32 protein-coding genes are annotated in these 26,410 nt (G+C 66.0%); 17 read left to right on the forward strand and 15 right to left on the reverse strand.

Annotation, left to right across the window (positions count from 1 at the left end):
• Window positions 1-253, forward strand: a 253-nt coding sequence (locus tag VQ02_RS38700; protein WP_048444059.1) for a hypothetical protein, incomplete at its 5' end; no start/stop codon positions are given.
• An 862-nt stretch (window positions 254-1,115) separates the two neighbouring features.
• Here the strand turns inward: VQ02_RS38700 and VQ02_RS10120 are convergent.
• The 3 genes from VQ02_RS10120 to VQ02_RS10125 form a co-directional block, all read right to left on the reverse strand.
• The gene (locus VQ02_RS10120; protein WP_048444060.1) at window positions 1,116-1,550 is read right to left on the reverse strand and encodes a hypothetical protein; all 435 of its coding nucleotides are present in this window, start codon (window positions 1,548-1,550) and stop codon (window positions 1,116-1,118) included.
• Between the two features lie 84 nt (window positions 1,551-1,634).
• Complete coding sequence (locus tag VQ02_RS35505; RefSeq protein ID WP_083469136.1) at window positions 1,635-2,720, reverse strand: hypothetical protein; 1,086 nt, start codon at window positions 2,718-2,720, stop codon at window positions 1,635-1,637.
• 104 nt (window positions 2,721-2,824) lie between these two features.
• On the reverse strand, window positions 2,825-3,082 hold the full coding sequence (locus VQ02_RS10125; protein WP_048444061.1) for a hypothetical protein: 258 nt from the start codon (window positions 3,080-3,082) through the stop codon (window positions 2,825-2,827).
• A 1,144-nt stretch (window positions 3,083-4,226) separates the two neighbouring features.
• On the opposite strand from VQ02_RS10125, the gene VQ02_RS10135 reads away from it, so the two are divergent.
• The gene (locus VQ02_RS10135) at window positions 4,227-4,586 is read left to right on the forward strand and encodes a hypothetical protein (protein WP_048444063.1); all 360 of its coding nucleotides are present in this window, start codon (window positions 4,227-4,229) and stop codon (window positions 4,584-4,586) included.
• A gap of 562 nt (window positions 4,587-5,148) precedes the next feature.
• On the opposite strand, the gene VQ02_RS36870 is transcribed toward VQ02_RS10135, so the two are convergent.
• On the reverse strand, window positions 5,149-5,526 hold the full coding sequence (locus tag VQ02_RS36870; protein ID WP_157080562.1) for a hypothetical protein: 378 nt from the start codon (window positions 5,524-5,526) through the stop codon (window positions 5,149-5,151).
• Window positions 5,519-6,154 carry a ParA family protein gene (locus VQ02_RS10155; protein WP_048444066.1) on the reverse strand — a complete coding sequence of 212 codons (636 nt, stop codon included), beginning with the start codon at window positions 6,152-6,154 and terminating at the stop codon, window positions 5,519-5,521. The genes VQ02_RS36870 and VQ02_RS10155 overlap by 8 nt, the downstream gene beginning before the upstream one ends.
• Window positions 6,155-6,330: 176 nt before the next feature.
• Here VQ02_RS10155 and VQ02_RS10160 point away from each other — a divergent pair, with 176 nt between their 5' ends.
• On the forward strand, window positions 6,331-7,335 hold the full coding sequence (locus VQ02_RS10160; RefSeq protein WP_048444067.1) for a site-specific integrase: 1,005 nt from the start codon (window positions 6,331-6,333) through the stop codon (window positions 7,333-7,335).
• A 30-nt stretch (window positions 7,336-7,365) separates the two neighbouring features.
• Here the strand turns inward: VQ02_RS10160 and VQ02_RS10165 are convergent, their stop codons facing one another.
• From VQ02_RS10165 to VQ02_RS10180, 4 genes are all read right to left on the reverse strand, one after another.
• Entirely contained in the window at window positions 7,366-7,629 is a 264-nt protein-coding gene (locus tag VQ02_RS10165) for a pyocin activator PrtN family protein (RefSeq protein ID WP_048444068.1), read from the reverse strand.
• Window positions 7,626-7,826 (reverse strand): hypothetical protein, encoded by a 201-nt coding sequence (locus VQ02_RS10170; RefSeq protein ID WP_048444069.1) that lies wholly within the window; start codon window positions 7,824-7,826, stop codon window positions 7,626-7,628. Before VQ02_RS10170 ends, VQ02_RS10165 begins: the two co-directional genes overlap by 4 nt.
• 67 nt (window positions 7,827-7,893) lie before the next feature.
• Window positions 7,894-9,255 (reverse strand): hypothetical protein, encoded by a 1,362-nt coding sequence (locus VQ02_RS10175; RefSeq protein WP_048444070.1) that lies wholly within the window; start codon window positions 9,253-9,255, stop codon window positions 7,894-7,896.
• A gap of 130 nt (window positions 9,256-9,385) precedes the next feature.
• Complete coding sequence (locus VQ02_RS10180) at window positions 9,386-9,664, reverse strand: helix-turn-helix domain-containing protein (RefSeq protein ID WP_048444071.1); 279 nt, start codon at window positions 9,662-9,664, stop codon at window positions 9,386-9,388.
• A 104-nt stretch (window positions 9,665-9,768) separates the two neighbouring features.
• On the opposite strand from VQ02_RS10180, the gene VQ02_RS10185 reads away from it, so the two are divergent.
• From VQ02_RS10185 to VQ02_RS10225, 10 genes are all read left to right on the forward strand, one after another.
• A complete protein-coding gene (locus VQ02_RS10185; protein ID WP_048444072.1) occupies window positions 9,769-10,065 on the forward strand; it encodes a hypothetical protein in 297 nt (98 codons plus the stop codon).
• 79 nt (window positions 10,066-10,144) lie between these two features.
• Window positions 10,145-10,576, forward strand: a complete 432-nt coding sequence (locus tag VQ02_RS10190; RefSeq protein ID WP_157080563.1) for a hypothetical protein — start codon at window positions 10,145-10,147, stop codon at window positions 10,574-10,576.
• 10 nt (window positions 10,577-10,586) lie between these two features.
• A complete protein-coding gene (locus tag VQ02_RS36875) occupies window positions 10,587-10,868 on the forward strand; it encodes a hypothetical protein (protein WP_048444074.1) in 282 nt (93 codons plus the stop codon).
• A gap of 62 nt (window positions 10,869-10,930) precedes the next feature.
• Window positions 10,931-11,980, forward strand: coding sequence for a hypothetical protein (locus VQ02_RS10200; protein ID WP_048444075.1), 1,050 nt, complete (start codon window positions 10,931-10,933; stop codon window positions 11,978-11,980).
• A gap of 159 nt (window positions 11,981-12,139) precedes the next feature.
• On the forward strand, window positions 12,140-12,904 hold the full coding sequence (locus tag VQ02_RS10205; protein ID WP_048444076.1) for a hypothetical protein: 765 nt from the start codon (window positions 12,140-12,142) through the stop codon (window positions 12,902-12,904).
• 3 nt (window positions 12,905-12,907) lie between these two features.
• On the forward strand, window positions 12,908-13,189 hold the full coding sequence (locus VQ02_RS10210) for a hypothetical protein (RefSeq protein WP_048444077.1): 282 nt from the start codon (window positions 12,908-12,910) through the stop codon (window positions 13,187-13,189).
• Window positions 13,186-13,368 (forward strand): hypothetical protein, encoded by a 183-nt coding sequence (locus VQ02_RS10215; protein ID WP_048444078.1) that lies wholly within the window; start codon window positions 13,186-13,188, stop codon window positions 13,366-13,368. The genes VQ02_RS10210 and VQ02_RS10215 overlap by 4 nt, the downstream gene beginning before the upstream one ends.
• Window positions 13,368-13,640 (forward strand): hypothetical protein, encoded by a 273-nt coding sequence (locus VQ02_RS10220; RefSeq protein ID WP_157080564.1) that lies wholly within the window; start codon window positions 13,368-13,370, stop codon window positions 13,638-13,640. Before VQ02_RS10215 ends, VQ02_RS10220 begins: the two co-directional genes overlap by 1 nt.
• 137 nt (window positions 13,641-13,777) lie before the next feature.
• Complete coding sequence (locus VQ02_RS35510) at window positions 13,778-13,966, forward strand: type II toxin-antitoxin system HicA family toxin (RefSeq protein WP_083469137.1); 189 nt, start codon at window positions 13,778-13,780, stop codon at window positions 13,964-13,966.
• Window positions 13,966-14,409: a type II toxin-antitoxin system HicB family antitoxin gene (locus tag VQ02_RS10225; RefSeq protein ID WP_048444080.1), complete on the forward strand. Its 444-nt coding sequence runs from the start codon at window positions 13,966-13,968 to the stop codon at window positions 14,407-14,409. The genes VQ02_RS35510 and VQ02_RS10225 overlap by 1 nt, the downstream gene beginning before the upstream one ends.
• 116 nt (window positions 14,410-14,525) lie before the next feature.
• On the opposite strand, the gene VQ02_RS36880 is transcribed toward VQ02_RS10225, so the two are convergent.
• The 6 genes from VQ02_RS36880 to VQ02_RS36895 all read right to left on the reverse strand — a co-directional run bounded on the left by VQ02_RS36880 (window position 14,526) and on the right by VQ02_RS36895 (window position 23,186).
• Entirely contained in the window at window positions 14,526-14,909 is a 384-nt protein-coding gene (locus VQ02_RS36880; protein ID WP_157080565.1) for a hypothetical protein, read from the reverse strand.
• A gap of 104 nt (window positions 14,910-15,013) precedes the next feature.
• Window positions 15,014-18,649 carry a hypothetical protein gene (locus tag VQ02_RS10230; protein ID WP_048444081.1) on the reverse strand — a complete coding sequence of 1,212 codons (3,636 nt, stop codon included), beginning with the start codon at window positions 18,647-18,649 and terminating at the stop codon, window positions 15,014-15,016.
• Window positions 18,646-20,781 (reverse strand): hypothetical protein, encoded by a 2,136-nt coding sequence (locus tag VQ02_RS38705; protein WP_053080308.1) that lies wholly within the window; start codon window positions 20,779-20,781, stop codon window positions 18,646-18,648. The genes VQ02_RS10230 and VQ02_RS38705 overlap by 4 nt, the downstream gene beginning before the upstream one ends.
• 8 nt (window positions 20,782-20,789) lie before the next feature.
• Window positions 20,790-21,671 (reverse strand): hypothetical protein, encoded by an 882-nt coding sequence (locus tag VQ02_RS36890; protein WP_157080566.1) that lies wholly within the window; start codon window positions 21,669-21,671, stop codon window positions 20,790-20,792.
• A 2-nt stretch (window positions 21,672-21,673) separates the two neighbouring features.
• Window positions 21,674-22,261: a GNAT family N-acetyltransferase gene (locus VQ02_RS10245; protein ID WP_048444083.1), complete on the reverse strand. Its 588-nt coding sequence runs from the start codon at window positions 22,259-22,261 to the stop codon at window positions 21,674-21,676.
• Window positions 22,262-22,577: 316 nt separating this feature from the next.
• Window positions 22,578-23,186, reverse strand: a complete 609-nt coding sequence (locus tag VQ02_RS36895; RefSeq protein WP_157080567.1) for a hypothetical protein — start codon at window positions 23,184-23,186, stop codon at window positions 22,578-22,580.
• Between the two features lie 135 nt (window positions 23,187-23,321).
• Between VQ02_RS36895 and VQ02_RS10250 the strand changes: the two genes are divergently transcribed.
• The 4 genes from VQ02_RS10250 (at window position 23,322) to VQ02_RS10260 (ending at window position 26,328) form a co-directional block, all read left to right on the forward strand.
• Window positions 23,322-23,522 carry a helix-turn-helix transcriptional regulator gene (locus VQ02_RS10250; protein ID WP_048444084.1) on the forward strand — a complete coding sequence of 67 codons (201 nt, stop codon included), beginning with the start codon at window positions 23,322-23,324 and terminating at the stop codon, window positions 23,520-23,522.
• Between the two features lie 133 nt (window positions 23,523-23,655).
• Entirely contained in the window at window positions 23,656-23,850 is a 195-nt protein-coding gene (locus tag VQ02_RS36900; RefSeq protein WP_157080568.1) for a hypothetical protein, read from the forward strand.
• A gap of 244 nt (window positions 23,851-24,094) precedes the next feature.
• A complete protein-coding gene (locus VQ02_RS10255; RefSeq protein ID WP_157080569.1) occupies window positions 24,095-25,057 on the forward strand; it encodes a DUF7146 domain-containing protein in 963 nt (320 codons plus the stop codon).
• On the forward strand, window positions 25,048-26,328 hold the full coding sequence (locus tag VQ02_RS10260; protein ID WP_053080310.1) for a helicase RepA family protein: 1,281 nt from the start codon (window positions 25,048-25,050) through the stop codon (window positions 26,326-26,328). The genes VQ02_RS10255 and VQ02_RS10260 overlap by 10 nt, the downstream gene beginning before the upstream one ends.
• The last annotated feature ends 82 nt before the right edge of the window (window positions 26,329-26,410 follow it).

The following is a 26,410-nucleotide window of genomic DNA, read 5'->3' on the forward strand; positions in this document are numbered from 1 at the left end:
ACGTCTCCAGCGCCTCCGCCGACAAGCCGCGGCGGAGGCGCTGGAGACGTTCGCCGAGGTCTACTGCAGGGAAGCGCTGCCGGAGTCCCGAAATGCTGCCCTTGAGGCTCTGAGAGCAATTCGAGCCGAACCGGGCGACGAAGGCGAGATCCCGTGCCCTGACTGCGCCGGCAGGCTGCGGTGGTCCCGGGCCGAGAACGGGCACGTGTGGGGCGCCTGCGAGACCGCCAATTGCTTGCGCTGGATGATGTAGCCGGCGGTTACAGCCACCGCCGGCCTGCTGTGAAATGTTGGCCTGATGTTGTACCCGCGGCCAGCGCAACACGGCCTAGAACGCGCTGGCCGCGCTCTACCGGCCGCGTTGAAATGCTTTGCCGGGGCATTGATCCACACGGCTCCCCACGCGCGCGGGGGCCTGTCATTTCCTGTCTTGGCCTGCAAAAACCTGCACTGACGCTGCATTCCCCGATGTGGCCTTTTGTGGCCCGACGCTACGGCTACGACGGGTTGAAAGGTGTTGCCCCCGTGTTGGTCTCGGCGGACTTCGCGCGCCCGCGTGAAACCCGTTCATTTCCGTTCATCGGCCATTGCCAGCAGGAGGCGCGCACCCTCTCATTTCCTCTCACCGGAGACAGTTCGCGCGGGCGCGTGGATGCTTTGATTTGCATTCATTCGGGCCGCGCCGCTGTCGTCATTTGTCATCATCCGAACGCTCGGAGCCGTAGCATTTGTTAGCAGCCCCCGGCCGTTACCGCCGGTGTCACCAATTGAGCCCATGGGCCGTCTAGATCGGTCTATTTTAGACCGCCCCGACGCCGCCACGCGGCAAGCGGTGCCCCCTCGCTTGAATTCGCTGATCCCTCGCTAGGGCGACTTGCCACAGGCTGTGGTGGGTGAGCCTCACGCGCGGGTGATTTTTGATTTCCTTTGATTTTATAATCAACGACGGGCGAGCCCGACCGCTCGCACGGCGCTCCAAATTTCCCAATTTCCGCCATTATTTAATTAGGCGGCGGGGTGGTCGGCGCCCTGCTCCAGGTCCGCCCCCTTTGAAAACTATGATTAAAATTCAAACCGGTTCGCCATCCGAACCCCGTTCCGATGGCTACTTTCCCCTACTTTAGCAAACGCACCTGCGATCCCGGCCCGCAATGCGCTTCCCGCTCCACGAGCCCCCTCTTAGCCAGGAGGGCTAGAACCCTGGACGGATTGACTGCCTCACCACCCCGAGGAGCTATCCGGGTCGTGTTGGGCGCCCGCGGCGCATTCCAGCGCCAACGGCGCTCCCGGTTCGCAATTTCAGCCTCGCGCACGGCGATACCGCCGACGGCGAACTGATACCCAGCCGCGGCAAGCTCCCGGAGATGCGCCAGCTGCGCACGGTCGGCCCTGTCGAAGTGCCGTTCCATCCTCTCGGCCCGGCCGAGCGGCAGCGGCCCCATCGCGGCCAGCACCTCCCCCGGTGTGTGCCAGCGCGCCGGCCCATCCCTGTCGAGGCGCGCCAGGGCCGACAGGAACGCCCGTTGCCTGATCCCCAGCCCGCGGCTCATGGCGGCTCCTAAGTGTAGGATATCGCCTCGATCCTACATTGAACGCCGTTCTCTGAACGGCGTTTGCGTACGTAACAGGTAGGCTCAGGCTGTAGAGGCCCGATCCAACCAGTCTATGACAGCTCTGACAACCTGCTCGGCCGTCGCCTTCGCGTCACGTCCCTCCTCCGGTCTCAAATCCGGTACGCCGCCAGGGTTGTCACTCAGCAGGCGCCCAACATGCACACGCTGGCGCACCCGGTTCAAATGCTCGGCGCGAGCCTTAATCTGTGGAGAGAAGATAGATGCAGTTCCGCCACGGCTAGCGCTATCTATCAGCTTCTCGGCTTTCCAACCCCGTGGCTCCCCTTCAAAGTCACTGGACTGGAATGCGCCGATCTGGCGGGTTCGCGCATACCGGGCTGCAAAAGTGAGAGATCCCTCGACTAGCGCCGCAGATAACACCACGCAGGAGAGGGGCGCTGAATTCGGATCGGCACTCCGCAACTCTGTTACAGTCTGCGTCCACCAGATCCTGAATGGCTTAAATCCTATTTGTTCAAGCTTGTCTGCAAAAGCTTCAAAAGGCTCAGATCGGTGTGCTCGCCCATCCGTACGTCGGGCAACTATATCACGAACAATCCCCAGAACCTTCTCTCGATGTATTTTCTTTATCGAATGCCGCCTTCTTGTTTGCCTGCTTTGTTCGCCCGGCAGCGGTACTACACCAGAACCATATGAAAATCTTATGATTTCGTCTTTTTCCTTCAAGCTGTTATTATAAATATAGCAGGTAATTGCACCTTCTAATTCATTCCGATCAAAGCCAGCCTGAACGCCTTTCTCAACGATGACATTCCGGTCTAACTTAGCTTGGTTTGCCCCAACTGCTCGGACTTGGTGATTAAGCTCTTTGTAAACAAAATCTACTGCATCATAATTTATGAGATCAGGATCTTCCCCCACGCCTGATGTTAGAAACATGAACGCATGGGGTTTTGGTATAAACTTATCACCTTTGCCATAATTATCTAGAACCTCCCTAGCAGCGTCGCTAATTTCGCCTGCCATAAAATCGAAGCGACTCCCAATCTCTAATATTTCTTGATAAGACAGGCCTGGATCTCTAGGATTAACGAAAACACTACACATTAAGGCTTCGTCAAGTATTTGGACTATAGCCCTATCCATTGAAATCGCTCCTTAAGCGAGAGATTCTATTATATTTTTAACACGACCAAAATAAAATTCTGCCACTGGTTTTACTATACGAGCCCAGAGCGGAATGTTTGAACTTATTGCACGTAGGTCCCCCGGATCGTTGCCATCTTAGTCCGGCGGTTCGGCGAGATGCCACTGCCGTCGACTACGGCAACGGGATAATCACCCACGATCGGCGCAACCCGCTGCTCGATCCACTCCGCTATGGACGCGGTTCCTGCGGCCTTACGGGAATAGTTGTAATCCCCTAATTGAACGTTTAACGGCGCCCTGACGACGATGCGCACTTCCTCAAGATCTAAGATCGTTTGCTCAAGCTCAAGGGGGGTCATCAAGCCGCTCCTACCGATGCCGCAGATCCTTGGTACGAGCATGTTAGGCAGTTAGCAAGCACTTATTATCGAGTTGATAGAGCCATGCTGGGCGGCAAGGAACGCCCGCGCCTTCGCCTCCCCTTCGTCGGCCCGCACTGTCCGATTTGCGACCCTGTCCTCCGGCAGAGCTTGCGACGGCCTCGCGGTTCTGCCGGTCACAGGCCTACCCCTCGCCGTAGGCGTTCGATCGCAGCCTCAAGGGGTGAGCCTCCCCGCTCCTCACCCATAATCACACGGCTTCCGCCTGAGATTTGCTTTTGGGCGACTTGGGCCGATGGCATACCGCCGGGGGCTGCGACGTTGACCGCTGGCGCCCGTTGGGGCTCGGGACGCGGGATTGGACGCCTTGCCGGCGCTGGGGCTCCACGGGCCGCCTGAGCCCGCGCATTCGCTGTCGTGAAGGCTACGGCGTACTCCTCAGCGAACCGGAACAGCAGCGGCCTCCTGTGCAGCCCCTCGGCCGTGCGCTGGTAGCGCTTGCCCGGGTCGGGCTCGTACCGGGCGACGAAGCCGATCTCTTCGAGCACAGCGAGCGCGCCGCGCACCCGAGCTTCGGTCAGGCCCAGATCCTCTCGGCCGGCGATGGCCCGTCTATCGACAGGGAAGCTGTAGAGGAGCCGCCTGGGGGCGCTCCAGAACCGCCCGAGCCACGTCGCCAGGGCGAGGCAGGCAGCGGCGTTCTTCCGGCCGCGCAGGGCCGTCTCAAGCCTGTCCGCGACAGAGCGCGGTAGGCGGTAGGCACACGTCATCGTTCGGCCCTCTCGGGCCGCGGTTCAGCATTCGGCGCCGCCGGTCGGGCGGTCCGTCACAGGCAAGCCGAGCCCGTCTCCGAAAGCGTGGCTTTCAGATTGACTCGCACAGCGATTTCGGGGGATGATCCGAGTTGCAACACTTCGGATTGGCCCCCTCGGGGCTCTAGACCCTCGCTAGGTTGGCGCCTGGCGGGGGTCTCGCTTTATGTGGCTGCTGCTGTCGCGGCGGTGATCCTGGTAGCGACTCGCGGGATGCAAGACGCCTTAATCAGCCATTCGGCACGAACGGCAACGGTTCGTCAAACTCTGTCGGGGTTTGCGGCGCCGCGGCGCGCGGGATAGAGCGCCCCATGAGCATCCCACCCACCGTCCTCGAATGGTCCAAGGGCTTCGCCAGCCTCTCCCCCGGCGTGCCGCCGTGTCCCGGTCTCCGCCCTGACGAATGGGCCGAGACGCACCGCCGCTGCGGCGAGTTCATCGAGCGTTGGGGGATGCAGGCGCACGCCGCGGGGTGGGAAACGACGCATCTCTTCGGCGTGAGCCCGGCCCTGGGCACGATCCGCGGCGACTGGACCGGGCATCTGCTCCCGCTCACCCGCGACGTGACCGAAGTCACGGCGGACTGGATCAAGATCGGGAGGGGCACGGCCTACAAGGCGCACCCGATCAAGCAACAGGGGATGATCCCGGTGTGGAAGTTCGGGCGATGACTACCACTTCCGCGTCAGGTTCGGAAAAGCGCCCGACGCGAGAAGAAAGGCGCCCAGGAAGGCCATAAATCCTGCGGGGACTGTCGCGCGGATCAGAAAGCGTCCGGCCTCATACTCAAACAGCAGGATCCGGGCCGCAACGTAGAGCAGCCCGGCGCCGATCGCGACACAGAGCAGGCGTCTCCAAACAGGCATTGTCGCTTCCCCGGGCTTGTCGCGCGCCCAGCGGCGCCGGACTTCCTACCGTCCAACTTGGACTAAAGGAACCCGCTCCCCGAGTGCCCCTTGAACGCATTCGCCCGGCGGATGTAGCCGACGACAGTCCGGGTATCCCGGTGCCCGGACTGATCCATGATGCGAGCGAGATCCGCGCCACGCTCGGCCGCGGTCGTGATGTAGCCAGACGACTTGAGTGGTGAGGCGAGGGTGCGCAACTTGCGCATCCTGATCCGAAGGGTGGGGAATTTCCCCGCCCTCAGAAACCTGAGCAACCTGCCCACCTTTGCGCACCCGTCCGGATCTGGACACTGGCCGGAATTGCGGCCCTTCGTGATCTTGGCTCTTACTCTCCCCGGTTCAGCGCATCGAAGTCGCGCCCGTGCGCCCGAAGCGCGAGCCGCAGGCCCTCCAGGTAGATGTCATGAGGCTTGCAGCCCTGCGCGGCGGCGATCTCCCGGATCGCCTTGAACACCTTCGGGTGGGCGTAGACCGAGGCGTGAGGCTTCTCGACCCGAACCCGGCGCTTGAACCCGTCCGGGACCTCGGCCTCAGGGGTGAGGCGCACCGCAGGGGCAGGCGCCACGTGCTCAGGCGCCGCGTTGTCACGTTGTCCGTTGCCAGTTTCCACGTTACCACGTGGCAACGTCGTCACGTTGCTGGTGCCTTGGGCGGCGATGGCGGCGAGCTGGTCGTTGATCGAGGGGCGCGGGGCCTTAGCCATTGGCGGATCCTTCCAGTTGCGACTTCGCCCACTGCCAGAGCAGGCGGATTTCCACGGCGGCCTTGCCGCGCGGCGCGAACTCCGTGACGCCTTGGCCCGTCGTCATGGCGTCGAGGAAGTCGGATCGGCTCGCGACCATCGAGGGGGCGAGCGCGCCCGCCTTCACCAGCGCCGTCGCAGCGTCGAGGGTGCGGGCCTGGGTTGTGGCGTTGCACTGGTTGAGCACGAACCCGAACCGCCGCCCGAGCATCCGCAGCTGCTCCACGGTCGGCCGCGCGGCCTCCACATCGAGGATCGACGGCTTGACCGGCAGGAGGCACAGGCTCGCCTCCTGAAGCACGAGCGTGACGCCGGCACCGAACAGGCCGGGCGTGTCGACGATCGCGAGCGTGGTGCTGCCATCCGCCCGCAGGCGCCCCAGCGCGGTCTTGAACCCGCTCGGCTCGACCGACTGCACCGCCAGGTCGCCGGCCTTCCGGCGCTGCCCCCAACTGGTCAGCGACCGCTGCTGATCGGTGTCGAGGATGGCGACGCGCTCGCCGTCCTGAAGCGCCGCGACGGCGAGCGATGCGGCGAGCGTGGTCTTTCCAGACCCGCCTTTCTGGGTGGTGAGGGCGAGGACGTGCATGAGCTTGGCCTATCACGGACCGACCGCGAGTCGCCAGTGTCAACGTTCCAACTTACCACGTGGTAACGTGACGACGTGGAACGTTGTCAGTGGACAGTTCTGGTTCTGTCAGGCTAAGGTCCGATAACACGACATTACCGGATGTCAGCGCCGAGGCGCCGGGAGCCGCACCAGCCATGAGCACCGAAGTCGCCCTCCCGATCCCGACCGCGCTCCAGCCGTTCGCCGAGCAGGCCCGCGACTATGCCAAGCTCGCCCGCGCCTCGAACACACGCCGGGCCTACGCCAGCGACATGCGGGCCTTCGAGGAGTGGTGCGCCGCGCGAGGCCTCCTCGCTTTGCCGGCTGCGCCCGCAGCCGTGCTCTCCTACCTCATTGACCACGTGACAACGTTGAAAGTTTCCACGTTGCAACGTCGCCTTGCTGCGATCCGTGAGGCGCACGCCGCGATCGGCCATCGGCTCGACACCTCGTCCCCCGCTTTCCGGGACGCCTGGACCGGCATTCGCCGCGCACACGCCGCGCCGGCCGCCAAGAAGCGCCCCCTGATGACGCCCGACCTGCGCAAGGTGCTGGCCCTGCTCCCCAACACCCTGACGGGCTTGCGCGACCGTGCGTTGATCCTGGTGGGCTTCGGCGCCGCGCTGCGCCGCTCCGAGCTTGCGGGGATCGAACTGGCGGCCTGCGCCGGCAACTGGCTCGAAGAGCGTCCTGACGGCCTCGTGGTCCATATCGGGCGATCGAAGACCGACCAGGGCGCCGCGGGCGTGGAGATCGGCATTCCCTACGGCTCGAACCCGGACACCTGCCCCGTCCGGAATTTCCGGGCGTGGGTGCAGGCGTCGGGGCTCAAAGAGGGCCCGGCCTTCCGACCCATCAACCGGCACGGCCAGATCGGCGCGGCGGCCATCACGGATCACGCCGTAGCTCGCATCCTTCAGCGTGCCGTGGTCGCCCATGCTCTCGCCGAAGGTCACACGCCCGAGGAGGCCACCCGCATCGCCGCGGCCTATGCCGGGCACTCGCTTCGATCCGGGCTCGCCACGTCGGCCGCGGTGAACGATGCGCCAGGGCACGCGATCCAGCGCCAGCTCCGGCATAAGCGCTTCGACACCACGTCCGGCTACATCCGCAGCGGGCAGCTGTTCAAACAGAACCCGGCCGGTATGGCAGGGCTGTAGGAGCGGGGCGCCGCCCGCCTTCCGGTCCGGCTACCGGCCGCTGAGTTGCTGGCACTCCTTGCGGGCCGCCTCGGCCCGTTCGTCGATCCACTTCGCCAGGTCGACCAGGTGCACGCCCTTGGCGCACTTGTAGCTCGCCTCCATGCGCACGAGCGGCAATGCGATCTCTCCGGCCGAGATCTTCCGCACGAGCTTGTCCGGGCTCAGGTGCCAAAAATAGTCCCGGCAGACGGCATCGATCGGGATCACCGCGGCTGCGCCGTACTGGGCCATCAGGAGGAAGGCGGTGTTCATGGATGGTCTCCCCGGGCCGTCTCACCGCGGGCCTGCTGGCGGAAGTCCGGCCGGTAGAGCCGGCACCCGCCATCCAGGGTCTCGGGGATCCGGCCGGACACGGGCTTGCCGCAGGCTGCGTCTCCGGCGTCGTCGAATGACATGGCCGGCAACCTCTCCCGCGGGAGGTAGAGGTCCGCCCGGTGCGGCTTCTTCATGATGCCCCTCCATGAGGTCGTCCACCTCCGAACGAAGTGAGGAGGTGGTGTGCTCCTACGGGGATAATCATCCCCCCTTGATACCACCTTGACCCACCCTTGATGCCCCTTGGATACCCCGTTGATCCCCCTTTGATATTGCATCCCCTTGATCGGACGCGGGTTTCTGGCCCACATCCCGGTAGCGATCGACCCAGACAGACCACCCCTCGGCGCCGGACAGCCATTCGGCGGTCGCCGCGGTTCGAGCCCGGTGGCGTAGCCGCAGCAGACCGACCATCTGCACGTTCTCGATGTGCCGGAGGACGGGTAGCAGCCACAGCCTCCGATCGGCTGCCCATTCGCGCTGGCCGGATGTCAAAAGCCGCTCGCCCGCCAAGTAGGCCTCCTGAGCGATCTCATTTTCCCCCGGCTCGCCGGCGAGCATTCCATAGGGGTGTATGACTTCGCCCTCATCGGTGTCGGCATCGATGATGTGCGCGACGGACTGGACAAGCTCTAGCTGTTCGAGCTTCGACAGGGCGGCCCAGAATGCCGGCCAGCCGGGGTCTTGCTGGTAGGTGCTGCCGTCGTCGCGGGTAAAGGTCTTCATGGTGTTCGTCAGAAACGGCGCGATGAACGTTGCCGAGCCAAAGCCAGTCCGGCCGCCCCTCACGAACCCCCACACATTGTACGGGCCGCTCTGGCCGACCAAGTGCCTATCGTACTCCCGCCGGACTTGCCGCCAGTGCACGCCGCCGTTCATGGCGAGGCTCTGCGAGAAGTAGAGATCTACGAACAGCCGAAGCGCAACCACGTCCTGCGTCTGGCGCACCTGCTCGATGGGCGCGACCGCACCGGCAACGCCGTCCACGAGGCTGTTCGGCAGCCAGATCCATTCGGGCTTCGGCGCCTCCTCAACCTTCTCGGGCGTGACCTCGAAGTGGAGTACCTGGCTCGCGGAGTGCTGGACCTTGCCCTTGCGCACGAGCGCCCGCGCGACATCGTTCGGCCGGCCCCTGGGCCAACCGTTCTTCGCCGTGCTCGTGTACGGGACATCGACGGGGCCGCCGGCGGCCGCGATCATGTCGAGGACGGCTTGCTCCCCGTCCGTCAGGGTCACGGCCGGCTTCGGCGGGTTCTCGAACTCGTGGGCGGTAGGCAGGTGGTAGAGCGGCTTCGTGCCGGCGCGCTTCTGCTGCAGTAGGCCGGACTGCACGAGATCCTGGATGGCCTTCTTGGCCCTCGGCCGGGCGATCCCGGTGTAGCGCTCAACGGCATCGGTCGACCACGCGGTGTCGCGGGTACCGAAGTGCGCCCCACGCGCCAGGATGAGGTAGGCCACCGCCTCGTTCATGCTCGTGCGGGCGCAGACTTTGGCCCACATCGGGCGCTCGACCGCAAAGAAGTCCCCGCCGTCCGTACTCTTGATCGTCTCGATGTCCGTCATTGAACTCCACCGGGCGGCCTGAAAAAGGGGCCTTTTGCAGCTCGCATATATGAGCGCGTTCCCCAGATCCGCCCCTATTTCCGATTAAAAAAATGGGGTTCCCTTTTATGGGGCGTCGGAATGCGATCGCTCAGTGTTCGCCCCGTGTCCCATCAGCCCGGTTGCGGAAGCGGATGCCTGCGCCGCCGCCGTTCTCGGGGATGAACTCAAGTCCAGCCTTCTCAAAGGCTTCGACCAAGGCCCGGTTGTTCATCGTGGTCAGCCGTCGGGCTGGCTTGCCATCTACGCGGCGCACCGTCTCGAATGCCTTGATGGTGGGGAGCGGCACCCCTGACGCTTCCGACAACTCCTTCTGGTCCAGGCGCGCAAAGGCGCGAGCCGCCCGGCATAGCTCCGGCGTCAGTTCCATACGCTCACTCCGTCCTGTCACTAAAAATATAACCTCATCCCGTCGTTGACAAGGCGGATTGCTTGTCACTATAAGTATCACATCAGCCATTCAGAGACAGGCCGATGTCCGCCACCCGCTCCCTCCACTGGTCGCTCGCGATGAAGGAGATCGCCGCGACCCGTACCCACCGCCCGGCGGGTCTCCTCGCCGCCCAGGGGCTCATCCGAGCCACCTCCGCTAAGCGTCGCCCCCTCGTGGTTGCCGGCGCCTACGACAGGGCCGCGATCATGTCGGCCGCCATCGCCGCCGCCCGGGTGCACCAGACCCGCACAGGCTCGACTTGGGGCGAGGCCCTGTCCGTCACCCTCAAGGCCACCTGGGCGCTCGCCAAGGCCGCCCGCGCCGCCACGGCGCACTGATCCGCCCGGGGCGGCAGCCCGGACCACGCATCCACCACACCCCGACGACTTCCAATCCGGAGCCCCGCTCATGGTATCGATGACGCTCGCCCTGTTGACCGTCCTGCCGTCCCGCCGCGCCCTCGTGGCCGGTGCCGCGGCCCTCCTCGCCGCTCCCGTGGCGAAGGCCGCCGCTGCCGCCCCGGTGCTCGCCTTGCCGGCACCCCGCCTCCGCAATCCGCTCCTCTCCGCCATCGAGGACCACCGCAGCGCCCTCACCACCGTGATGCAGGCCACCGACGACTTTGTGCGCGCCGAGGAGGACAGCGCTCCCGACGAAGCGTTGATGCTCGCCATCGCGGATCGTGCCGCCGACGAGGAGACGGCCGCGCTCGCCGCCTTGCTTGCGCTCACGCCCGCCACCATTGGCGAAGCGACCGCCCTCGCGAGCCACCTCGCCGAGACGGCAACCGAATTCGACCGGCTCGACCTGTTCGAGCGGTTCGCCGCCGTCCTCGCCCGCATGGCGTGAGGTACGACACATGGCCCCCGCTCCCCGTCGCCCCATCGTCCCCCAGTCGCCCGAGGCGCGCAGCTACTTTTCTTCGCGCGGCTACCAGCGCCGTGAGCCCGCCCCGCCGCCGGGCGTGGAGGAGCCTCATGACGTCGAGGACTGGGACGCCATCCACGGCGCCTCCGCAAACCGGCCGGACACTCCGCACGTCCGCGCCCTGCGCTTCCTCAATGCCACCGGTGACCTGCTGTCGGCCGTGATCCTCATCGGCGGCGGGATGAGCCTCATCGGTCTCGCCACGCACCTCTGACGCCTCGCCCCTTCAAACCGCGATCCCTGCAATCCTGCATTACTTCAAGAAGGCTTGCCGCAATGCCGTTCGCCCTGAAGCTCCCCCGCCGCAACCCCGACGCTCCCCGCCCGTCCCTGCGCGAGCGCGCCGCCGCCCTGAAGGTTTCGGCCGCGAAGGTCATCGGCAAGGGGCGGTCGCCCCACCGCTGGCCGCGCCTAGCTGGCGGCGGAGCGCCGTCCAAGGCCCTGTCCGACCTCATCGAGGCGCACATGCTCGCTTATGCCCGTTGCCTGCATGGCATGGGCGAGGAAGGCGCCGACGTGCCGGCTCTGCGCGCTGCCGAGGAGGAGGCATTCCGCGCCCTGCTGCACACACCGCTGACCTCGGACGCCGATCGGGGCTGCTACGCCGCCGCCGTCATCGAGCGTGAGAACGGCTTTCTCGTCCGTGGCTACGCCGGCACCCGCAACGACCCGCTGTCCGTCGCCTACCGCAATCTCCGCTTCGGTGAGCACGCCCCGGAGCCGGCGCAGGAGGCCGAACCCGAGCCCGTCGAGGCCGCAGCGCCCGTGCTAATGAACATCGATGACCCTCGGTCGGGCTTGATGACCTACGCCGATGCCCGTGGCGATCTGCACACGAAGCCTTTTGCCGAAGGGCTGGCTTTCATGGCTGCGCGCCTGAACGCGGTTGCCCGAACCGAATACCACAGGCGGTTCAACGCCGAGGCCAACGAACTCGACGCCGCCGGCTGCGAGGAGTTGGACGCTAGATTGCGGCGCGAGTTGCGGCTTGATGCCCTGCACATCCTCGCCTTCCGCTTCGAGCAGGCCTTCGCCGAAGGCCAAGCCGAGCGCCAAGGCTCTACCGGAGCCGGGGCCTCCGCTGCGAAGGTCGACCTGAAGCCGCTCACCGTGTTGCAGCTCGTGAACCTCCACGAGGCGTATGCGGCGGCTCGCTTTCTCTGGGAAGGCGTCGTGGCGCGACCCTATAGCGTCGCATGGCGAGACCCGCGCGGCTGCGTTCATGCGACGCCGGTCGGTCATCTAGCAGATTTCGAGGAGACCCGCGCGGCTCTCATCGGCGACCGGATCATTAACGAACTCACAAGCCGTAGCCCCCCGGAATGAAACCGAGCACGACTACATTCTGAGCCTGCGCCTTCAGCATGAAATCGACTGCGAAGGCCGCGTCCGTGACGCCGATATGGTGCGCGAGATCGCGCAGGCCTGGGGCGCCTAAGCCCCTCTCCACTGAAATAAATCCTCGCACTGCATCGGAGCACGCCAGTGCCCTCTCTAAACCTGCGCAATCCCTTCCGCCGCGACAACAGCCGCCCGCCACTCCGCCAGCGCGCGGCCATCCTGAAGGCCGCTGCCGCCCGGGTGATCCGTGGTGAGCCCTCGCCGCTCGGCACAGTCAATCCGGTTCTGGTCGCGCTTGAGGCCGAGTTTCAGGCCGCAACCGTAGCGTTCACCGAGGCGGACGACGAGGTTGGGGCGGCTTACGAACGGTATATCGAGCCCACCATGCCGGACGCTCTTTGGCCTCGGAATGATGATTGGGTGATGGATACTATTCCGCGTCCGGACACCGTTCCCATAACCCCGGGACGGCATCGGGTGCTGCCCTATGGCGAGCGCCACGCGGAGGAACTGCGCGGACGCCGGCATGTCGTGAAGGTCTTCAGTCGCAGAGACCCGGTGCCATGCCGGCCAGCGCAGGAGCGCGGCGATGCAATCGTGGCAGCCTGGGACAGCTGGCAGGCGAGCATCGCCGCGGCAAGGCAGGCGGCCGGCCTCACGCCGCTCCTAGAAGCCCGCGGAGTCGCCGGAGAGCGCCAGCGAGCGGCACTCTCGCTTCTCCACGAGACCCCGGCCCGCTCGCTCTCAGACTTCGCCCTCAAGGCCCGGGTCGCATCGGCGGTGTGCGACGGGCTGCCCCTTCGGCCCGCGGACCGGGCCCTGTTCTCCGACGACGAGGAGGCCATGCCCTTCGCCATCACGGCCGACCTGCTCGCCCTCTCCGGCAGCCACACGGCGACGGGAGCCTGACCCGTGGCGAACGTCATCACCTTCCGCCCCCGCCCCAAGCCCGTCGCCCCGCGCGACGCCCAAGCCGCCTTCCGCGAGCAGATCGAGGTTGCGGCGCAAGCCGCCCTCGACACCGCCGACAAGCTGATTGCGATCCTCAACGAGATGGATGGCGACCCTGACCTCGAGGACGGCGCCGACGCTGAGCCGTCCCTTGGCGCCCCTGAGGACCACGCCTCGCAGATTGTCTGGCTGCGCGGATCCGACCTCGATCTCGAGACCACCACCCCGGAGAACCGCGCGTGAAGCTCGCTACCACCGCCCGCCTGTCCCTCGCTCTCGGCCAGCCCCGCGGCGTTGCCTTCGGGTTGATGCGCCTCCGGGCCATTCAGCGCCAAGTGCTCGCACGGGCGGGTCACGAGGCTGGAAAGGGCAACGTCGTCACCGCTGCCGCCCTGATCCTGCTGTGGCTGGCGGGCTGCTGATGCCGACCGCGATCCCCTCCGCCGAGCCCTGTCTGACGCCTCGCCAAACCGCCCGGTTCCTCTGGCTGTGCATCCGGGTCCGCTACCTGTTCCGGCGGATGGAGCGTGCCAGCCTCAGGGTGTCCCGCGTCGGGTTCGATCGGGCCGGTGGGCGGCTCCTCTACTTCGCCGATCGCTGGCTCGCTTGCCACGCCGAGGCCGCCGAGCTGCTGCAGTGTGCCGAGCCGCTAGAGGTCGCCGAAGTGCGCAAGCTGTTCGAGCACCGCCCCTGATCCTGGGCCTGATACCCCAAACTCCTCCCCGACGCCGTTCTGGGCCGCGTGGAGGAGTTCAGCGTGTCTGCACTCGGCCCTGGAACGACTCCACACTTATGTTGACTTCCACATTAGTGTGGAGGACACTAGTTTGCATGAATGCTCAGGAACTCAAGCGGTGGCTCGCGCAAGCCGGATGCAGCTTCGAAAGCCACAAGGGTGGTAGCGGCCACCTGACCGTGCGCCGCGGTGATCGAACGTCGCAGCTGCCGATGCACGGTAGCGGCAAAGAGCTTGGCACCGGCTTGGTCAACAAGATCAAGAAAGACCTGGGGTTGAAGTAATGGTGATTTTTCCGATTTGCCTGACGCCAGACGACAACGATACGTTTCTCGTCACGTCGCCGGCTTTTCCGGAGGTCACGACCTTCGGAGAGACCCGAGAGGATGCCATTCATCAGGCCGGGGAGGCGATCGAGGAGGCTATCGGCGCACGGATTAGCGCGAACGGTCATCTACCTATCCCGCTCGACCCACGGGAGTCACTGCCCGACTGCGTGGATGCTACGGTGAAGCTCGCACCTCTGACTTCACTCAAGGCACTGCTCTACCTGCGCATGCGGAACGCCGACATCACGCGAGCTGAACTCGCGCGCCGACTTGGCTGGAACCGTGAGAGCGTGGACCGGCTGTTTCGGCTCGACCATCGCTCGCGACTGGAGCAGTTGGATGCGGCTTTCCACGTCCTAGGCGCCGAGATGGTTGTCGACGTGCACGACGCGGCCTGAGTGCCGGCTCGACCGGCTTGAGGAGCCGCTAACCAATTCCCATCATCCTGCGATGGGCCTCGTTGCGTATCGGCCCCGCGCCCCGTCAGGCCACCCGGCCGGCGGGGCTCGCTGTTTCAGCCCGTGAAGGCGCCGGAGAGGATCAGCACCGCGATAACCAGCGTCGCAAGAGCGGGGAAGATGCGCTGCCGGATGGGCTTGCTGCGCTCAACCCATATGACGTTGGACAAGCCAAACAGAAACATGACAGCGAACATCTGCCCTATCATGGCGGCGCCAAATATCTGTAGATATGTTTGTGGAATTACATTCCTCAGCCAATAGACAAAAAATCCAAATATCAGAAACGTAGATACTAGCGATATCTGGAAATACCAAGGTGATTTTTGTTTTGCGCGGTCGTACTGATTGCCCTTCCATGCCCACGCAAACAAGCTGACACCAACGATCGAGGCCGCTGCGATCGGCATCGCCATTCCGATAGCGGTCATCGCGGCCATTGAAGGATCGTCTCTCGCGGCAGGCTCGACCGCTCAACTCGGCGTTGTCCGGCCATACTGCTAAGGTGGCGCTGTCTGAGCCACAGCGCCAGCCCCATAGGGCTCTAATCGGCCAAGCCGTATTCAGCCGTCAGCCCTGAACCCGGGCCGATTTGGCGGAGATCCAGCACCGGCGCTGGCTGCGGCACCCGCGGGGCCCCACTCTCGAACGACGCGCGAGCCTTCGACGCCCCGACCCCGCCGACAAGCGCCCGTTGCCCGAGCTTGGCGCCGTATGCTGCGAGACCCGCCCCAGGGCCGCCGATCTTGAACGCCACCGCGCCCGCGATCAGGTCGACTGCCTTCATCACCGCGGCGGCAGCCCTGTCGGATCCCGGCCGCATCGCCCCGTCCGGCCGGATCGTCGCCCGCAGCGCCGCCTCAAGCCGCCGGAAGTGCGAAAGCTCCTCGGCGCCGAATAGCTCCCTGGCAAGGCCCGAGCCCGGCCCTTCCGTGAAGGCGCGTAGCCGCTCGACGAGCTTCGCGGCTGGCGCCGAGGTATCCACCACCCGCTGCACGGCGGCTTGTCGGAGCATCGCCCACTCTTGCGATCCCTCGCCCAGGAACGCCTTTGCAGCCTTCGCCTCCGCTGCGGCGCCGACCCGCGAGCCCGGCACGCCCGAGCCGAACAGGCTTGCCGCGATGGCGTTCGGATCGAACCCGGACCGTTCGAGGTTCGAGACCCAGGCCGGCGCCTCCGCCTGTGCCCGCTCAGTCTGATTGATGGCGCTCCGCAGCCGCCCGAGCCCGGCCCGCTGCTCCTCCGAGAGGAACCCAGCTGCCAAGGCACGCCCCTCGCCCCGCAGAAGGTAATCCAGCCGACCGGCGAGGCCCTGGCTTTCCCCGCCAAGGTATCGAGCGATCAACGCCTGTTGCACCGTTCGCCATGTCTCGCTGTCGGCGCCGACAGCGCCCCGCACCCTCGCAAGGGTCTGCATCTGACCCGCCGAGACCTTGCCCGTCGTCGTCCCGAACAGCGCCGTCACCATATCGGACGGCGAGGCGTCGCGCTCCACGATCTGCCGGAGCCGCTGGCCTGCCACGTCGCCAGGACCGCGCGGGCTGAACGCCTCCTTGTAGTCCCGGAACAGCCCTCGGGCCTTCCGCATCGCCTCTGCCGGCGCCGTGTCGCCGATCGGCAGGGCATCCGAGGCCGCAGGGCCGACCGCCTCGCCCAGGCCCGGGAAGGGCGCATCCGGGATGACATCGCCCCGCGGCGCCCCGTCGCCAGCAAGCCCCGCACGCTCCCGAGCTGCGCGCTCGTAGGCCGTCCCAGCGTCGTCAACCTCTCGGCGCAGCACCATCTCTGCCGCATCGCGCAGGGTCGCCGGATCGAGGTCGCGAGCCGACAGCCCTTCGGCCTCAAGGGCGATGGCCGTGCGCCTGGTTTCCCGATCCAGCCGGGCCGCATAATCGGCTGCCTCATCCGATCCCCGGGCCGCGTTCCTTGCCGCTGCTGCCGCCTCATCCTGCGCCCGGTAGAGCGGTTGCCCGCGCTGTTCGCGCTGGATCGCCTCAATGATCCGGTCTTGCACGTCGCGGGCCGAGATCCCGCCGAGGGCATCCGGGGGGAAGAACCCTTCTTCCTGCAAGGCCACCCGCAGGTCATCAACCGATCGACCGGTGCGCCGCGCCAGCGTGCCATAGCCGGGGACATAGTGCCGGTTCAGGTCGGCCGCTCGCGCCTCATCGTCGAGGGCGATGCCGCCGGTGCGGGCGAGATAACGTGTCAGGGTTTCAGGTGCGCCGCCGCTCTGCTGCGCCGCGACAGCTTCGTGAAACGTCCCGGAGCGAGGCGCCGGGAGCGAGGCAGGCACATCCTTGAAGGACCGGACCGGCGGGGGCTGCTGGCCGAACCGCCCGACCGCCATCAGATCCTCGATCCGCTGGTCGAACGCGTTCATCACCGCGCCCATCGCCCGACGATCGGTCGGGTTCTGCGCCGTGCCACCGTAGTACGACACGAGCCGCTTGCGGACCTGCTCCACCTGGCGAAGGTCCGGCCCCTGATCGGGTCCGAGGCCGAGCACGGCCGGCAGGTTATCGAGATCCTGGACAGCCCGCGCCGCGGCTGGCGTCAGGACCGGATCAATCGGCACCTCGGGCCCGAGCGAGCGCCGTACCGCCGTACCGACATCGGACAGGGCACCGGGGGCGAAGGTGCCCGGAATGGCCGCCACGTCGCCATAGGCCGCACGATACCGGCCGCGGGCCTGTTCTGCGGCCTCACGCACGCCCGCCACGGCCGATTGAGCCCCGGACAGCGCGTCGGTGCCTGCGGGGCCGGAAACGGCCTGTAGGGCTTCCTGCTCGGCTTGGCGGGCTGCCGCGATCCGCTGCGCCGTCTCGTCTCCCGCCAGCCGGGCACGATCCGCCACCGCCTCGAATGCCGTCTGAGGGTTGTCGATCCGCTCGACGCCACGCGCGGCCCCCCCTTGCAGCCGATCCCGGGCCGCTGCGATCTGGGCTGCCTGCTGCTGATCGAACTCGGTGGCAATGCCCTGCGCCCGAGCCCCGCGGCTCCCCGCCAGCGCCCCGGCTTCCAGCGCTGCGGCCTGCGGGTCTTGTGTCGCTTGCCCCCGAGACAGCGTGATCCCCTGTTCGGCCGCGATAGCCTCGCGGGCCACGGCCGGGGACACGCCCTTGACCTGGAACGCCTGCGCAAGCTGCGCCTGTGCATCAGCCGGAAGCGAGGCGGGATCAACGCCGACCTCCCGGAGCGCTGCGGCAGCCTCCGCCGTCAGGGTAGGAGGAGCGCCAGGAGCCGCCGGCCGGAAGACCTGAATGCCGCGCTGCGCGAGGGTGAGAACGACCGGCGCGGCCTTTTCGAGCACGACACTGCCGGCGCCGCCGAGCGCAAAGCCGGCCGCCCCCGCATACCCAGCCCGCTCAAGATCCTTGCTGTCCAGAAACTCGCCAGCGGCGCCGTAGCCCGTGCCCGTGATGCCCGCCTGAAGCGCGCGACCACCTAGCGATGAGGCCCCACCCCATGCCGGCAGCACCACCGCGCCCGCCCCGATGCCGCCAATCGTACCCGCGAGGGCGCTCTTGGGGTTCTGGCGGGCCAAGGCCGCTTCCTGATCCCGGGCGAGGTGATAGTTGCTGTCGAACGATGCGCCGTTCCCGCCGAGCCATTCCGGCGCGCTGGCGATGGCCGCCGCGATGTTGCGCGGGGCGTTCAACGCGACCGAGTTGCCGAACTCACGCACACCCGCCGCCACAGCGTTTCCGGCCGAAGACGGTCCGATTAGCCGTTCGTCAGCCTGACGCTGCAATCCGCCGTACAGAGCATCCGCCGCCGCCTGGTCATTGCCGATCGACGGACCGCCATAGCTGTCGCCGAGCGCACGCGGGGCGGCGCCCTGGCGTGCCGTCGGCCCGGCGCCGAACCGATCGCCGAACGAGGCGGGATCCGGAGCCTTCGCCGCCGCGGCGCGGGCGCCCATCAACTGCCGCATCAACTCGCCGTTGGAGAGGCCGGACAGATCGACAGCCGCCGGGGCGGTGTCGGTGCTCACCGGGGCAGGCGCGGCCGAGTTGTTTGGCTGCACTCGGATCGACAGCCCCTCGGGCTCCGCAGGCTCCTCCGAGAAGGGCGACGGGACGGTGACGCTTGAGGCGTTCCGCTTCGCCTCCCCGCGCGCCGCGCCAAGCATCCGCATGAGGTCAGCGTCAGAGAGGGACGACAGGCCAGCGCTCATCGGATCAACCCCCGGCGACGTGCTTCAGCTTCGAGATCCTGGATCGCAGGTGCGCCCTGCGGTGGGGCGCTACGCTGTGGAGCGCCCTGGCCTTGCGCAGGCTGGCCGCCGCCCTGGCCGTAGCTAGGCAGGCGTTCACGGGACAGCGTGCGCTCAAACTGGCCGCGCAGGTCTCGCAGGGTCCTAAGCCCCACAGTCGGGTCAGCGGCATCCAGGCGAGGCAAGGTGAGTGCGAGAAGACGCCGCTCGCTGTCGGTAATTGAGCCCTGCCCCTTCATGGTGATCTGGGCTTTCGCAAGCTCAAGATCCTTCGCGGCGGCTTCGTACTCCTGACGCATCTTCTCAGAGTTCACGCCGAACACGCCGCCGATGAAGCGGTTGGGCACCGATGCGTTGAGCGGGCCGAGGGCGGTAGCCCCGAGGGCGTTGGGCCTAGCAAGCGCCTCATAGGCACGCTCGGCACGTTCCAAGATCGGGATGTAGGTCGTGGCCTGGGTTGCCCGATCCGTCGCCAGCGACTGCTGAGCAACGGTCTTCTTCGCCAACTCCTTCCGGTAGGTGTCGGGATCGACGCCCGGAGGAATGCCCGTCGTATCGTCCTGCGCGGGGGTGGGAAGCGGGCTGCTGCCGAAGTCTACAGGGTCCCAAGCACCCGTCTGCGGGTTGTAGACGCGATCCACCTTGTTGCCGGCCGGGTCCGTGAACGAGCGCACAGTCGGCGGCTTATCCTGCTCCGCCCGCGGCGCCGTGAATTTGGCGCTGTTGGTCTTCTCGTCATAGACCGTCTGCCCGGGAGAAAGCAGTGTCGGGCCACCGGGGCGCTTCAGTTCGCGCTTGTAGTCGAGCAACGAGCCGGTGAAGCCCTGCGCGCGGGCCAAATTGTATTCTTTCACCTCGGGAGGCATGGATGTTTCGTCAAGCTTGTTCTTGAGAAGCATCTGCGCAATCTGGCGCTGGCCGTCCGGCAGGTTCGGCGAGGCCGCCGCTCGGATCAGGAAGCCGATAGCCTGCCCCGCCGGAGCCGCCGCAATGGCCGCCGTTGGCACGTTGCCGATCTGGGCCGGAGCGCCCTGCGGGATCGCGCGGGGAGCAACGGCACCGGCCGGGTCGGTGCCCGGGATGTAGAACTGCGCCTCACGGCTGTCCGCGCCGGGCATGTCGGCTTGAGGATCGGGGGAGCCGCCGGCCATCGTCGGCAACCGCATCGGTGGGCGGGCCGGATTGGTGCCGGACACGATCGGGCCGCCGGCAGCCGCGACTTGGGTCTGAGCCGGCGCCATGTCGCCGAAGCCGCCGCCGTTCAGACGCGCGAGGTAAGCGCGCGTCGTGTTGAGACGCGCCGCGTTCTCGCCGCCTGGCCGGTTGTAACCGGCGAAGCGCCAAGCATCGGCCATCAGGGCATTTGCTTCCTCCGGGCTCTTGGCGTTCTGTAGCGCCTGCGTCAGCCGCGGGTTTTCGGCCAAGGTGAATTGCGCCTGTGCCGTCACCGGGTCGGGAGCGCCGGCCGTAAACCGGCGCATGTTCGTCAACCTATCGCCCCTCCAAGAGAGAATGCCGCCACTGGTGCCCGCCTGCCCGCTCTCGCTTGGGTCCGACCACGAGCCGGTGATGTTCGAGCCTTTGAACCCCGACTCTCTCGACGCATAGGCCGTCACCGCGGCGATGCCGTAGGGGTTCGTCAGGCCACCGTCCCGCAGGGCGCCGACGAACTTCTTCTCAGCATCGCCGCCGGTGCCGCTCGGCATCGCCATGGCGCCGGGATTGCCTCCGGCGAAGGTCGGGAGCTTGCCAGCGCCAGGAGCGCCTTGCGGGCTGCCAAGCGACCCGAGCGGGCTAAGCTGCCCGCTGTCGCCCCCACCGCCGCCGTAGAGCGTGCCGAGGCCGTTCGCGAACGCCTGGCTGGCCTGCTGCGTTAGGAGGCTCTGCCGGTGCGCCTCACCGAGCTTCAATAAGTTCACGCCCGCTTGCGCATCGCCAGCGTCGAACATCGTCCCGGCCGCGCCGGTGTAGTCGCCAGCGCCGAGCTGCTGCCCGACACGGCTCGACGCCGCACGGAGGCGGTTTTCCTCAAGCCCGGCGCTGTAGGCGTCCCCGAGGCCAGCGAACCCGCGGTAGTATTCGGCGAAGCTCATTCACGACCTCACTTGAACAGGTTGCCGAAGCCGCCGGCCTTACCGGCTGCGCCAAAGACGCTCGACGCCCCACCGAGAAGCGCACCTAAGAAATTATTGCTCGATTGGGTCTGGCCCTGCGCAAGCGTATTGTTGTTTTTTACCAGGGCATCGGCGGCGCTCATCTGAAGACCGGCAACACCCTGTCCGAACTGTGCCTGTTGCTGCGCCGCAGTGCCGTAGACCCCGGCTTGGTTCTGCCCGTTGACCTGCCCGAGCGACGCGAGCTGCGTTCCGAGCCCCTGCGCAGCACTGGCCTGCGCAGCATATCCCTGACCCTGCCCGGCGAGGCCGGTGCCGTAGCTCTGCGCGGCAGTTCCGAGGTTGTTGATGTACTGCTGATAATTCCGATCCGCGAGGCCGGTAGCAGTTCGCATAATGTCTTGCGTCAAGTTTCCGCCAGCAAGACCGCCACGAGCGGCAGCGCTGCGTTGAACAGCACCCAAAGCTTGATCTAAACTGAACTGATAGCCGGGGCTGCTCTGGAATGCTGCCTGTGCCGCTTGAGATCCAGCTGCGCCATTCGCACCCGTCGCATCCAAGAACCTGTCGTAGGCGCCTTGGCCGCCCTGGACCATGTGCGCATAGCTGTCACCAAGCTTCCCAAAGTAGGCTTGTGCCTGATTATTCCCATTCATCAGGTCGGTTCGGGCAGTCCCGTAGCTATCCTGAAGGGCAGTGAGAGAATTCTGCCCGGCGCCGGTCGTATTGACGCCGAGATAGCCCTGCGCCGCGCTGACGCCATTCGTCAGCGCATCAGCGCCAAGGTTCAACCCAGATTGAATGGCGAATTGATTGTTGCGCGCGGCGCGCTCGTACGCCCCGCCGGTGATCGCATCGAGGAGCGACATGGTTAGTGCCTCGCAGTGCTAGAGGGCGGGGAGGTGTCTGCTGTCGGGATCGCTAGCGGAGGGCGCGGCAGCCAGCGGCAGGAATGCCGCGTCATCGCCCAGACCTCTGCGTCGGCGCCGATGTCGAAGTAATCGCGGGCGGTACCTTCATGGGCGAAGCCAGCGCGGCGGGCATAGTCGGCCAGCCACGAGGTGCCCGCCGGGATGCGGACCACGAGCCGCGCCGCGCAGACATCGCCGAAGACCCACCGCGAGACCGCTCGCAGGATTGACCGGCACACCATGCCGGGATCGCTGGCAACGACTAGCTCGACCTCGCCGGCCTGCGTCGGGGTGTGCAGGACGACGAGCAGGCCCGCCTCCCGATCGACGCGGTAGAACCGCACCCACGTCGCCTGCGGTCCCAACCATCGGCCGGTGCCCTGCCGGACCCATTCCGCGACGCGCGGGAGCGGGTCGTCGAGGGTGAACCGCAGAACGCCAGGGGGAGACCCATCGTCAGGGTTTTGCGCGATCCGGGCTGCGACGATCTCGTGTGCAGTCGCAGCCTGGGGCTCAAGGATGTCGCGCTGCGTCGGTTTGGCCGACATCACGCGGCTGCCTTCATCGCAGCGGTAGGGCCTGCGGGCGGAGGCGAGCTATCAGTAGGGCCAAGACTGAGCGCGGCGCGCAGGTGCCGGCGCAAGAATTCTGAAACCGTCGTGCGGTCGCGCTCCGCCGCCGCCACGATGGCGTTCTGAAGCTCGGGCTCACACTTCATTTTGACTAGGGTGTGAAATCGCGCCGGGCGCATGCCGTTCTACTCCATCGCCTTCATAGCAACAGAGTAGAACACGATGAGTGCCTTTCGTGACCCCGCCTTATTTGGAAAGAAGCGGAACCTTACGGCTCAAATCAGAATGATCGTTATTTCTTATTTTCATCCACAATACCATCCGCTGCAATTGATTTTGCTCCATCCGATGACCAGCAATCAGTGATTTTTTTGCCAAAATCTTCCATAATCTTGCAGTCATCCCACACCATATCGGACATTAGGACTTCAGATGCGATAGAATACCCCATGGCAGCCGGAGGCATCTCATGTCTCTTCACGGGCGGCTGATCCGCTTTTCCGATGTAACCATCAGGCACAGGTGAGATTTCTCCCCCAGTCCAAAAATTTATATCGCTGATGTGATCAAACGCCCTTTTCAACGCGACTCTTGTCTGAATTTCATTCAGATTAGCGCGCTGAGCCGTGCTTCTAACATGCTTTAATGTCTTAGATATGCTTCTAAATAAATCTCTAGTGGACTTATCTTTGGTCATTTCCTCAAGTATTGAACCAACTGTTGCCGATATCTGCAATCTGTATTCAACCTCTTCGGCAACGGAACGCTGGTTTTCCTCGGCACTTTGTTGGATTTGCTCGCGCAGACGATCGTTCACGCGGAAAGCAACCCCATGCCGCTTGACCTCGGCAACAGGCTTGGGCGGGCGGCCCATGCGCTTCTTCGGTGCGTCGTCGCTCATCCGTGGCCCTCTCGTGTCCACATATCGTTACGAGGAGCGTGCAGAAAAAGCTAGACCCAGCCGAAATGCTCCCCTACTTTCCGTTTCAGCGATCCGTGCATGAAAGTCCGCCGCTGCGCGACGAGGGAGCCCGCCATGGACCACGACGAGTTGAGGCGCCTGCTGCTGAAGACGACGGCCGACGTGAAGCAGACCGCCGCAGCGGTCGGGTTCAGCGAGAAGACCATCCGGAAAGGTATCCGCGACGAGACGATCCCCTGTGTAAAGTTCGGGCCGCGCAAGTACCGCGTGCCGACTTCTTGGATCGCCACAAAGGTCGGCCCCGTGGCCGCCTGAAGCACGACCGCCGGCCCCAAAATCGGGAACCGGCGGGCGGATAACTACAGCGCTTCGACACCGCTCATGTAGTGCATCCGTTCGCTTCGCGCCACCGATTTTAGCGCCGGTACCCCAACATGGAGTGCCGATTATGAAGCCGAACACAGTCAGCGCAGCCGCAATGCAGCGGCGCAATCTTGCCTCTCTTTCCTCGCCCGAGGTGCCGGCGCTCGACGTGCTCCGCGCACGCCGGGTTCTGTCGCGCGTAGCAGTCAGCGACGCGCTGGCGCGTGAAATCGGGGCGCTGGCCTTCGCGCAGGTTGACCATTGGGGTGCCCGCGCATGACCTGCCCCGTCACCGCTCCGGCGGCTCCCGGCTTCCACGGCACAGACCTGGCCGTGTTCGAGGCGCTGAGCGAAGCGCTAATCGCGGCTCAGGTCTATGCCGGCGCAGCCGCCGACCTCGCTTCCGTCCACGACCGGCGGGGCACGGCTCACAGCGTCAGGTGCGCCGCTGCCTGCATCGCAAACGCTGCCTCTCTCCTTGAGGATCTGTCGCCACCGGCCCGCCCCAGAAGGGTGGACGCTGCATGATGGTTGCCCCGGCCGACCTTCTCGATATCCATGCAATTGCCCGAGCCCTGGGCGGTGAAGTCGTCGGCCGGGATCGCGCCCTTGTTCCGGGTCCCGGTCACTCGCGCACCGACCGATCATTGTCCGTCTGGATCGATCCGGTAGCCCCCGAGGGCTACCGGGTTCACAGCTTCGCGTCCGACCCGTTCGAGGAGTGCCGCGACTATGTGCGGGGCGCCGTGGGGCTGCCCGCGTGGCAGGGCAACGAGCGCATCAGCGTCGATCCGGCCGAGATCGCGCGCCGCCGAGCCGCCCGGGAAGAAGCCAGGGCCACGGCGGAAGCGGAGGTGCTGTCTAAGCGCCAGCGCGCTTTGCGGATCTGGAACGCCGCTCACGATCCGCGCGGGACCCTGGTGGAAACCTACTTGCGCAACCGCGGCCTCGATCTGCCGGACGAGCTGGCCGGCGAGGTGCTGCGCTTCGCCCCGATCTGCCCTTGGGGCGACGAGACCGTGCCGGCGATGGTTGCGCTATTCCGTTGCGCCATCACCGACGCGCCCACCGGCATCCATCGGACAGCCTTGAGCCAAGATGGCCGCAAGCGGTTCGAGGGCGCCGCGGCCCGGAAGATGTACGGCGGGGCTGTCGGCGCCGTGATCAAGCTCGACGCGGACGCGGAAGTCACCCACGGCCTCGCGATCGGCGAGGGCATCGAAACCGGCATGGCCGCCCGGCAACTCGGGATCCGGCCCGTCTGGGCGACCGGCAGCGTCGGCGCCATCAGCGTCTTCCCCGTCGTGCCAGGCGTCGATGCGCTGACCATCCTCGGAGAAACCGACCGCACCGGCGCCAACGCAGCTGCCGTCCAGGCCTGCGGCTCCCGGTGGGTCGAAGCCAACCGCCTTGTCGATGTCGTGCGCCCTAAGGGGGGCGGCGACATGAACGACGTAGTTCAGGAGTGCGTATCGGGATGCCGCTGAACGAGAAGCACGACCTGGACGAGGCGGCCGAGCGGTTCGAGCGCTCAGCCTTCGCTCCGGCCTACTATGACGACGGGCCGGGCCGAGCTGGCCATTTCGATCATGCTGGTGATGGTGCTCCGCCGCGCCCGCAGATCCGCGCCACGCCGTTCACCTGGCGCGATCCGAAGACGCTGCCACCGCGCCGCTGGCTCTACGGCCGGCACTACATCCGGAAGTATGCCACGGCCACGATCGCGCCCGGCGGGCTCGGGAAGACCAGCCTGGCGCTGGTCGAGGCGCTGGCGATGGTCACAGGCCGCCCTCTGCTCGGTTCCGAGCCCCGGCAACGCCTGCGGGTCTGGTACTGGAACGGCGAGGACCCCCTTGAGGAGGTTGAGCGTCGCGTGATGGCCGCCTGCCTGCACTACGGCATCGAGCCTCACGAGATCGAAGGCAGGCTGTTCCTCGACAGCGGCCGGCAAGTCCCGATCATCATCGCCCGGCGGATGAAGGATCAGACCGTCATCCAAGAGCCGATGGTCGAGGAGATCAGCGGCGAGATCCGCAGTCGCAGCATCGACGTGCTGATCTTGGACCCGTTCGTGTCCTGCCACGACGTGCCGGAGAACGATAACGGCGCCATCGACAAGGTGACGAAGACCTGGGGCCGGATCGCAGGCGACACGGACTGTGGGGTGGATCTGGTCCACCACGTCCGCAAGGCGAGCGGCGGGCAGTCCTCCTATTCGGTCGAGGACGCCCGCGGCGGCTCGGCCTTGATTGGCGCCGTGCGGTCGGCGCGGGTGCTCAACGTCATGTCCCCCGAGGAGGCCAGCAACGCGGGTGTGCCGGGCGAGCAGCGCCGCCGATACTTCCGGGTCGACGACGGCAAGTCGAACATGCAGCCGCCCCAGGACCGAGCGGTATGGCGCCACCTTGAGACGGTGGGGCTCGGCAACGGCGATGATCAGGACCCAGAAGACCTGATCGGCGTCGTGACCGAATGGGCGATGCCGGGCCTGTTCGACGCGATCCCCGCAGACGCTCTCCGCAAGGTGCAGGCCGAGGTTAGACGGGGCACCTGGGCCGAGAATGTGCAGGCTGGCAACTGGATCGGCCGCCTTGTGGGGCAGACCCTCGGTCTGGATCACACCGACGACGCCGAGAAGGCCAAGATCAAGCGCATCCTGAAGACCTGGATCAAGAACGGGGCCCTGAAGGTCGAGCACCAGCACGACGGCAATAAGGGCCGCGAGAAGCCGGTGATCGTGGTCGGAGAGCCCGCCTGATGACCTCCCCCACTTCGCATTTCAAGGTGGGGGCAAGGTGGGGAACGTGGGGGCAAACCCCCACCCCCACCCCACCTCCTAT

Source organism: Methylobacterium variabile, assembly GCF_001043975.1.
Lineage (GTDB): Bacteria > Pseudomonadota > Alphaproteobacteria > Rhizobiales > Beijerinckiaceae > Methylobacterium > Methylobacterium variabile.

Excerpts from the sequence above, each read along its gene's own strand:
- VQ02_RS35505 (WP_083469136.1), bottom strand. The coding sequence starts at position 2,720 with ATGGATAGGGCTATAGTCCAAATACTTGACGAAGCCTTAATGTGTAGT.
- VQ02_RS10125 (WP_048444061.1), bottom strand. The coding sequence starts at position 3,082 with ATGACCCCCCTTGAGCTTGAGCAAACGATCTTAGATCTTGAGGAAGTG.
- VQ02_RS10165 (WP_048444068.1), bottom strand. The coding sequence starts at position 7,629 with ATGAACACCGCCTTCCTCCTGATGGCCCAGTACGGCGCAGCCGCGGTG.
- VQ02_RS10255 (WP_157080569.1), top strand. The coding sequence starts at position 24,095 with ATGATGGTTGCCCCGGCCGACCTTCTCGATATCCATGCAATTGCCCGA.
- VQ02_RS36880 (WP_157080565.1), bottom strand. The coding sequence starts at position 14,909 with ATGGCCGCGATGACCGCTATCGGAATGGCGATGCCGATCGCAGCGGCC.
- VQ02_RS10170 (WP_048444069.1), bottom strand. The coding sequence starts at position 7,826 with ATGAAGAAGCCGCACCGGGCGGACCTCTACCTCCCGCGGGAGAGGTTG.
- VQ02_RS10120 (WP_048444060.1), bottom strand. The coding sequence starts at position 1,550 with ATGAGCCGCGGGCTGGGGATCAGGCAACGGGCGTTCCTGTCGGCCCTG.
- VQ02_RS10155 (WP_048444066.1), bottom strand. The coding sequence starts at position 6,154 with ATGCACGTCCTCGCCCTCACCACCCAGAAAGGCGGGTCTGGAAAGACC.
- VQ02_RS10260 (WP_053080310.1), top strand. The coding sequence starts at position 25,048 with ATGCCGCTGAACGAGAAGCACGACCTGGACGAGGCGGCCGAGCGGTTC.
- VQ02_RS10225 (WP_048444080.1), top strand. The coding sequence starts at position 13,966 with ATGGTGATTTTTCCGATTTGCCTGACGCCAGACGACAACGATACGTTT.
- VQ02_RS10190 (WP_157080563.1), top strand. The coding sequence starts at position 10,145 with ATGACGCTCGCCCTGTTGACCGTCCTGCCGTCCCGCCGCGCCCTCGTG.
- VQ02_RS35510 (WP_083469137.1), top strand. The coding sequence starts at position 13,778 with ATGAATGCTCAGGAACTCAAGCGGTGGCTCGCGCAAGCCGGATGCAGC.
- VQ02_RS36895 (WP_157080567.1), bottom strand. The coding sequence starts at position 23,186 with ATGAGCGACGACGCACCGAAGAAGCGCATGGGCCGCCCGCCCAAGCCT.
- VQ02_RS10200 (WP_048444075.1), top strand. The coding sequence starts at position 10,931 with ATGCCGTTCGCCCTGAAGCTCCCCCGCCGCAACCCCGACGCTCCCCGC.
- VQ02_RS36875 (WP_048444074.1), top strand. The coding sequence starts at position 10,587 with ATGGCCCCCGCTCCCCGTCGCCCCATCGTCCCCCAGTCGCCCGAGGCG.
- VQ02_RS10245 (WP_048444083.1), bottom strand. The coding sequence starts at position 22,261 with ATGTCGGCCAAACCGACGCAGCGCGACATCCTTGAGCCCCAGGCTGCG.
- VQ02_RS10220 (WP_157080564.1), top strand. The coding sequence starts at position 13,368 with ATGCCGACCGCGATCCCCTCCGCCGAGCCCTGTCTGACGCCTCGCCAA.
- VQ02_RS36870 (WP_157080562.1), bottom strand. The coding sequence starts at position 5,526 with ATGGCTAAGGCCCCGCGCCCCTCGATCAACGACCAGCTCGCCGCCATC.
- VQ02_RS10230 (WP_048444081.1), bottom strand. The coding sequence starts at position 18,649 with ATGAGCGCTGGCCTGTCGTCCCTCTCTGACGCTGACCTCATGCGGATG.
- VQ02_RS10250 (WP_048444084.1), top strand. The coding sequence starts at position 23,322 with ATGGACCACGACGAGTTGAGGCGCCTGCTGCTGAAGACGACGGCCGAC.
- VQ02_RS38705 (WP_053080308.1), bottom strand. The coding sequence starts at position 20,781 with ATGAGCTTCGCCGAATACTACCGCGGGTTCGCTGGCCTCGGGGACGCC.
- VQ02_RS36890 (WP_157080566.1), bottom strand. The coding sequence starts at position 21,671 with ATGTCGCTCCTCGATGCGATCACCGGCGGGGCGTACGAGCGCGCCGCG.
- VQ02_RS10135 (WP_048444063.1), top strand. The coding sequence starts at position 4,227 with ATGAGCATCCCACCCACCGTCCTCGAATGGTCCAAGGGCTTCGCCAGC.
- VQ02_RS36900 (WP_157080568.1), top strand. The coding sequence starts at position 23,656 with ATGAAGCCGAACACAGTCAGCGCAGCCGCAATGCAGCGGCGCAATCTT.
- VQ02_RS10175 (WP_048444070.1), bottom strand. The coding sequence starts at position 9,255 with ATGACGGACATCGAGACGATCAAGAGTACGGACGGCGGGGACTTCTTT.
- VQ02_RS10180 (WP_048444071.1), bottom strand. The coding sequence starts at position 9,664 with ATGGAACTGACGCCGGAGCTATGCCGGGCGGCTCGCGCCTTTGCGCGC.
- VQ02_RS10185 (WP_048444072.1), top strand. The coding sequence starts at position 9,769 with ATGTCCGCCACCCGCTCCCTCCACTGGTCGCTCGCGATGAAGGAGATC.
- VQ02_RS10160 (WP_048444067.1), top strand. The coding sequence starts at position 6,331 with ATGAGCACCGAAGTCGCCCTCCCGATCCCGACCGCGCTCCAGCCGTTC.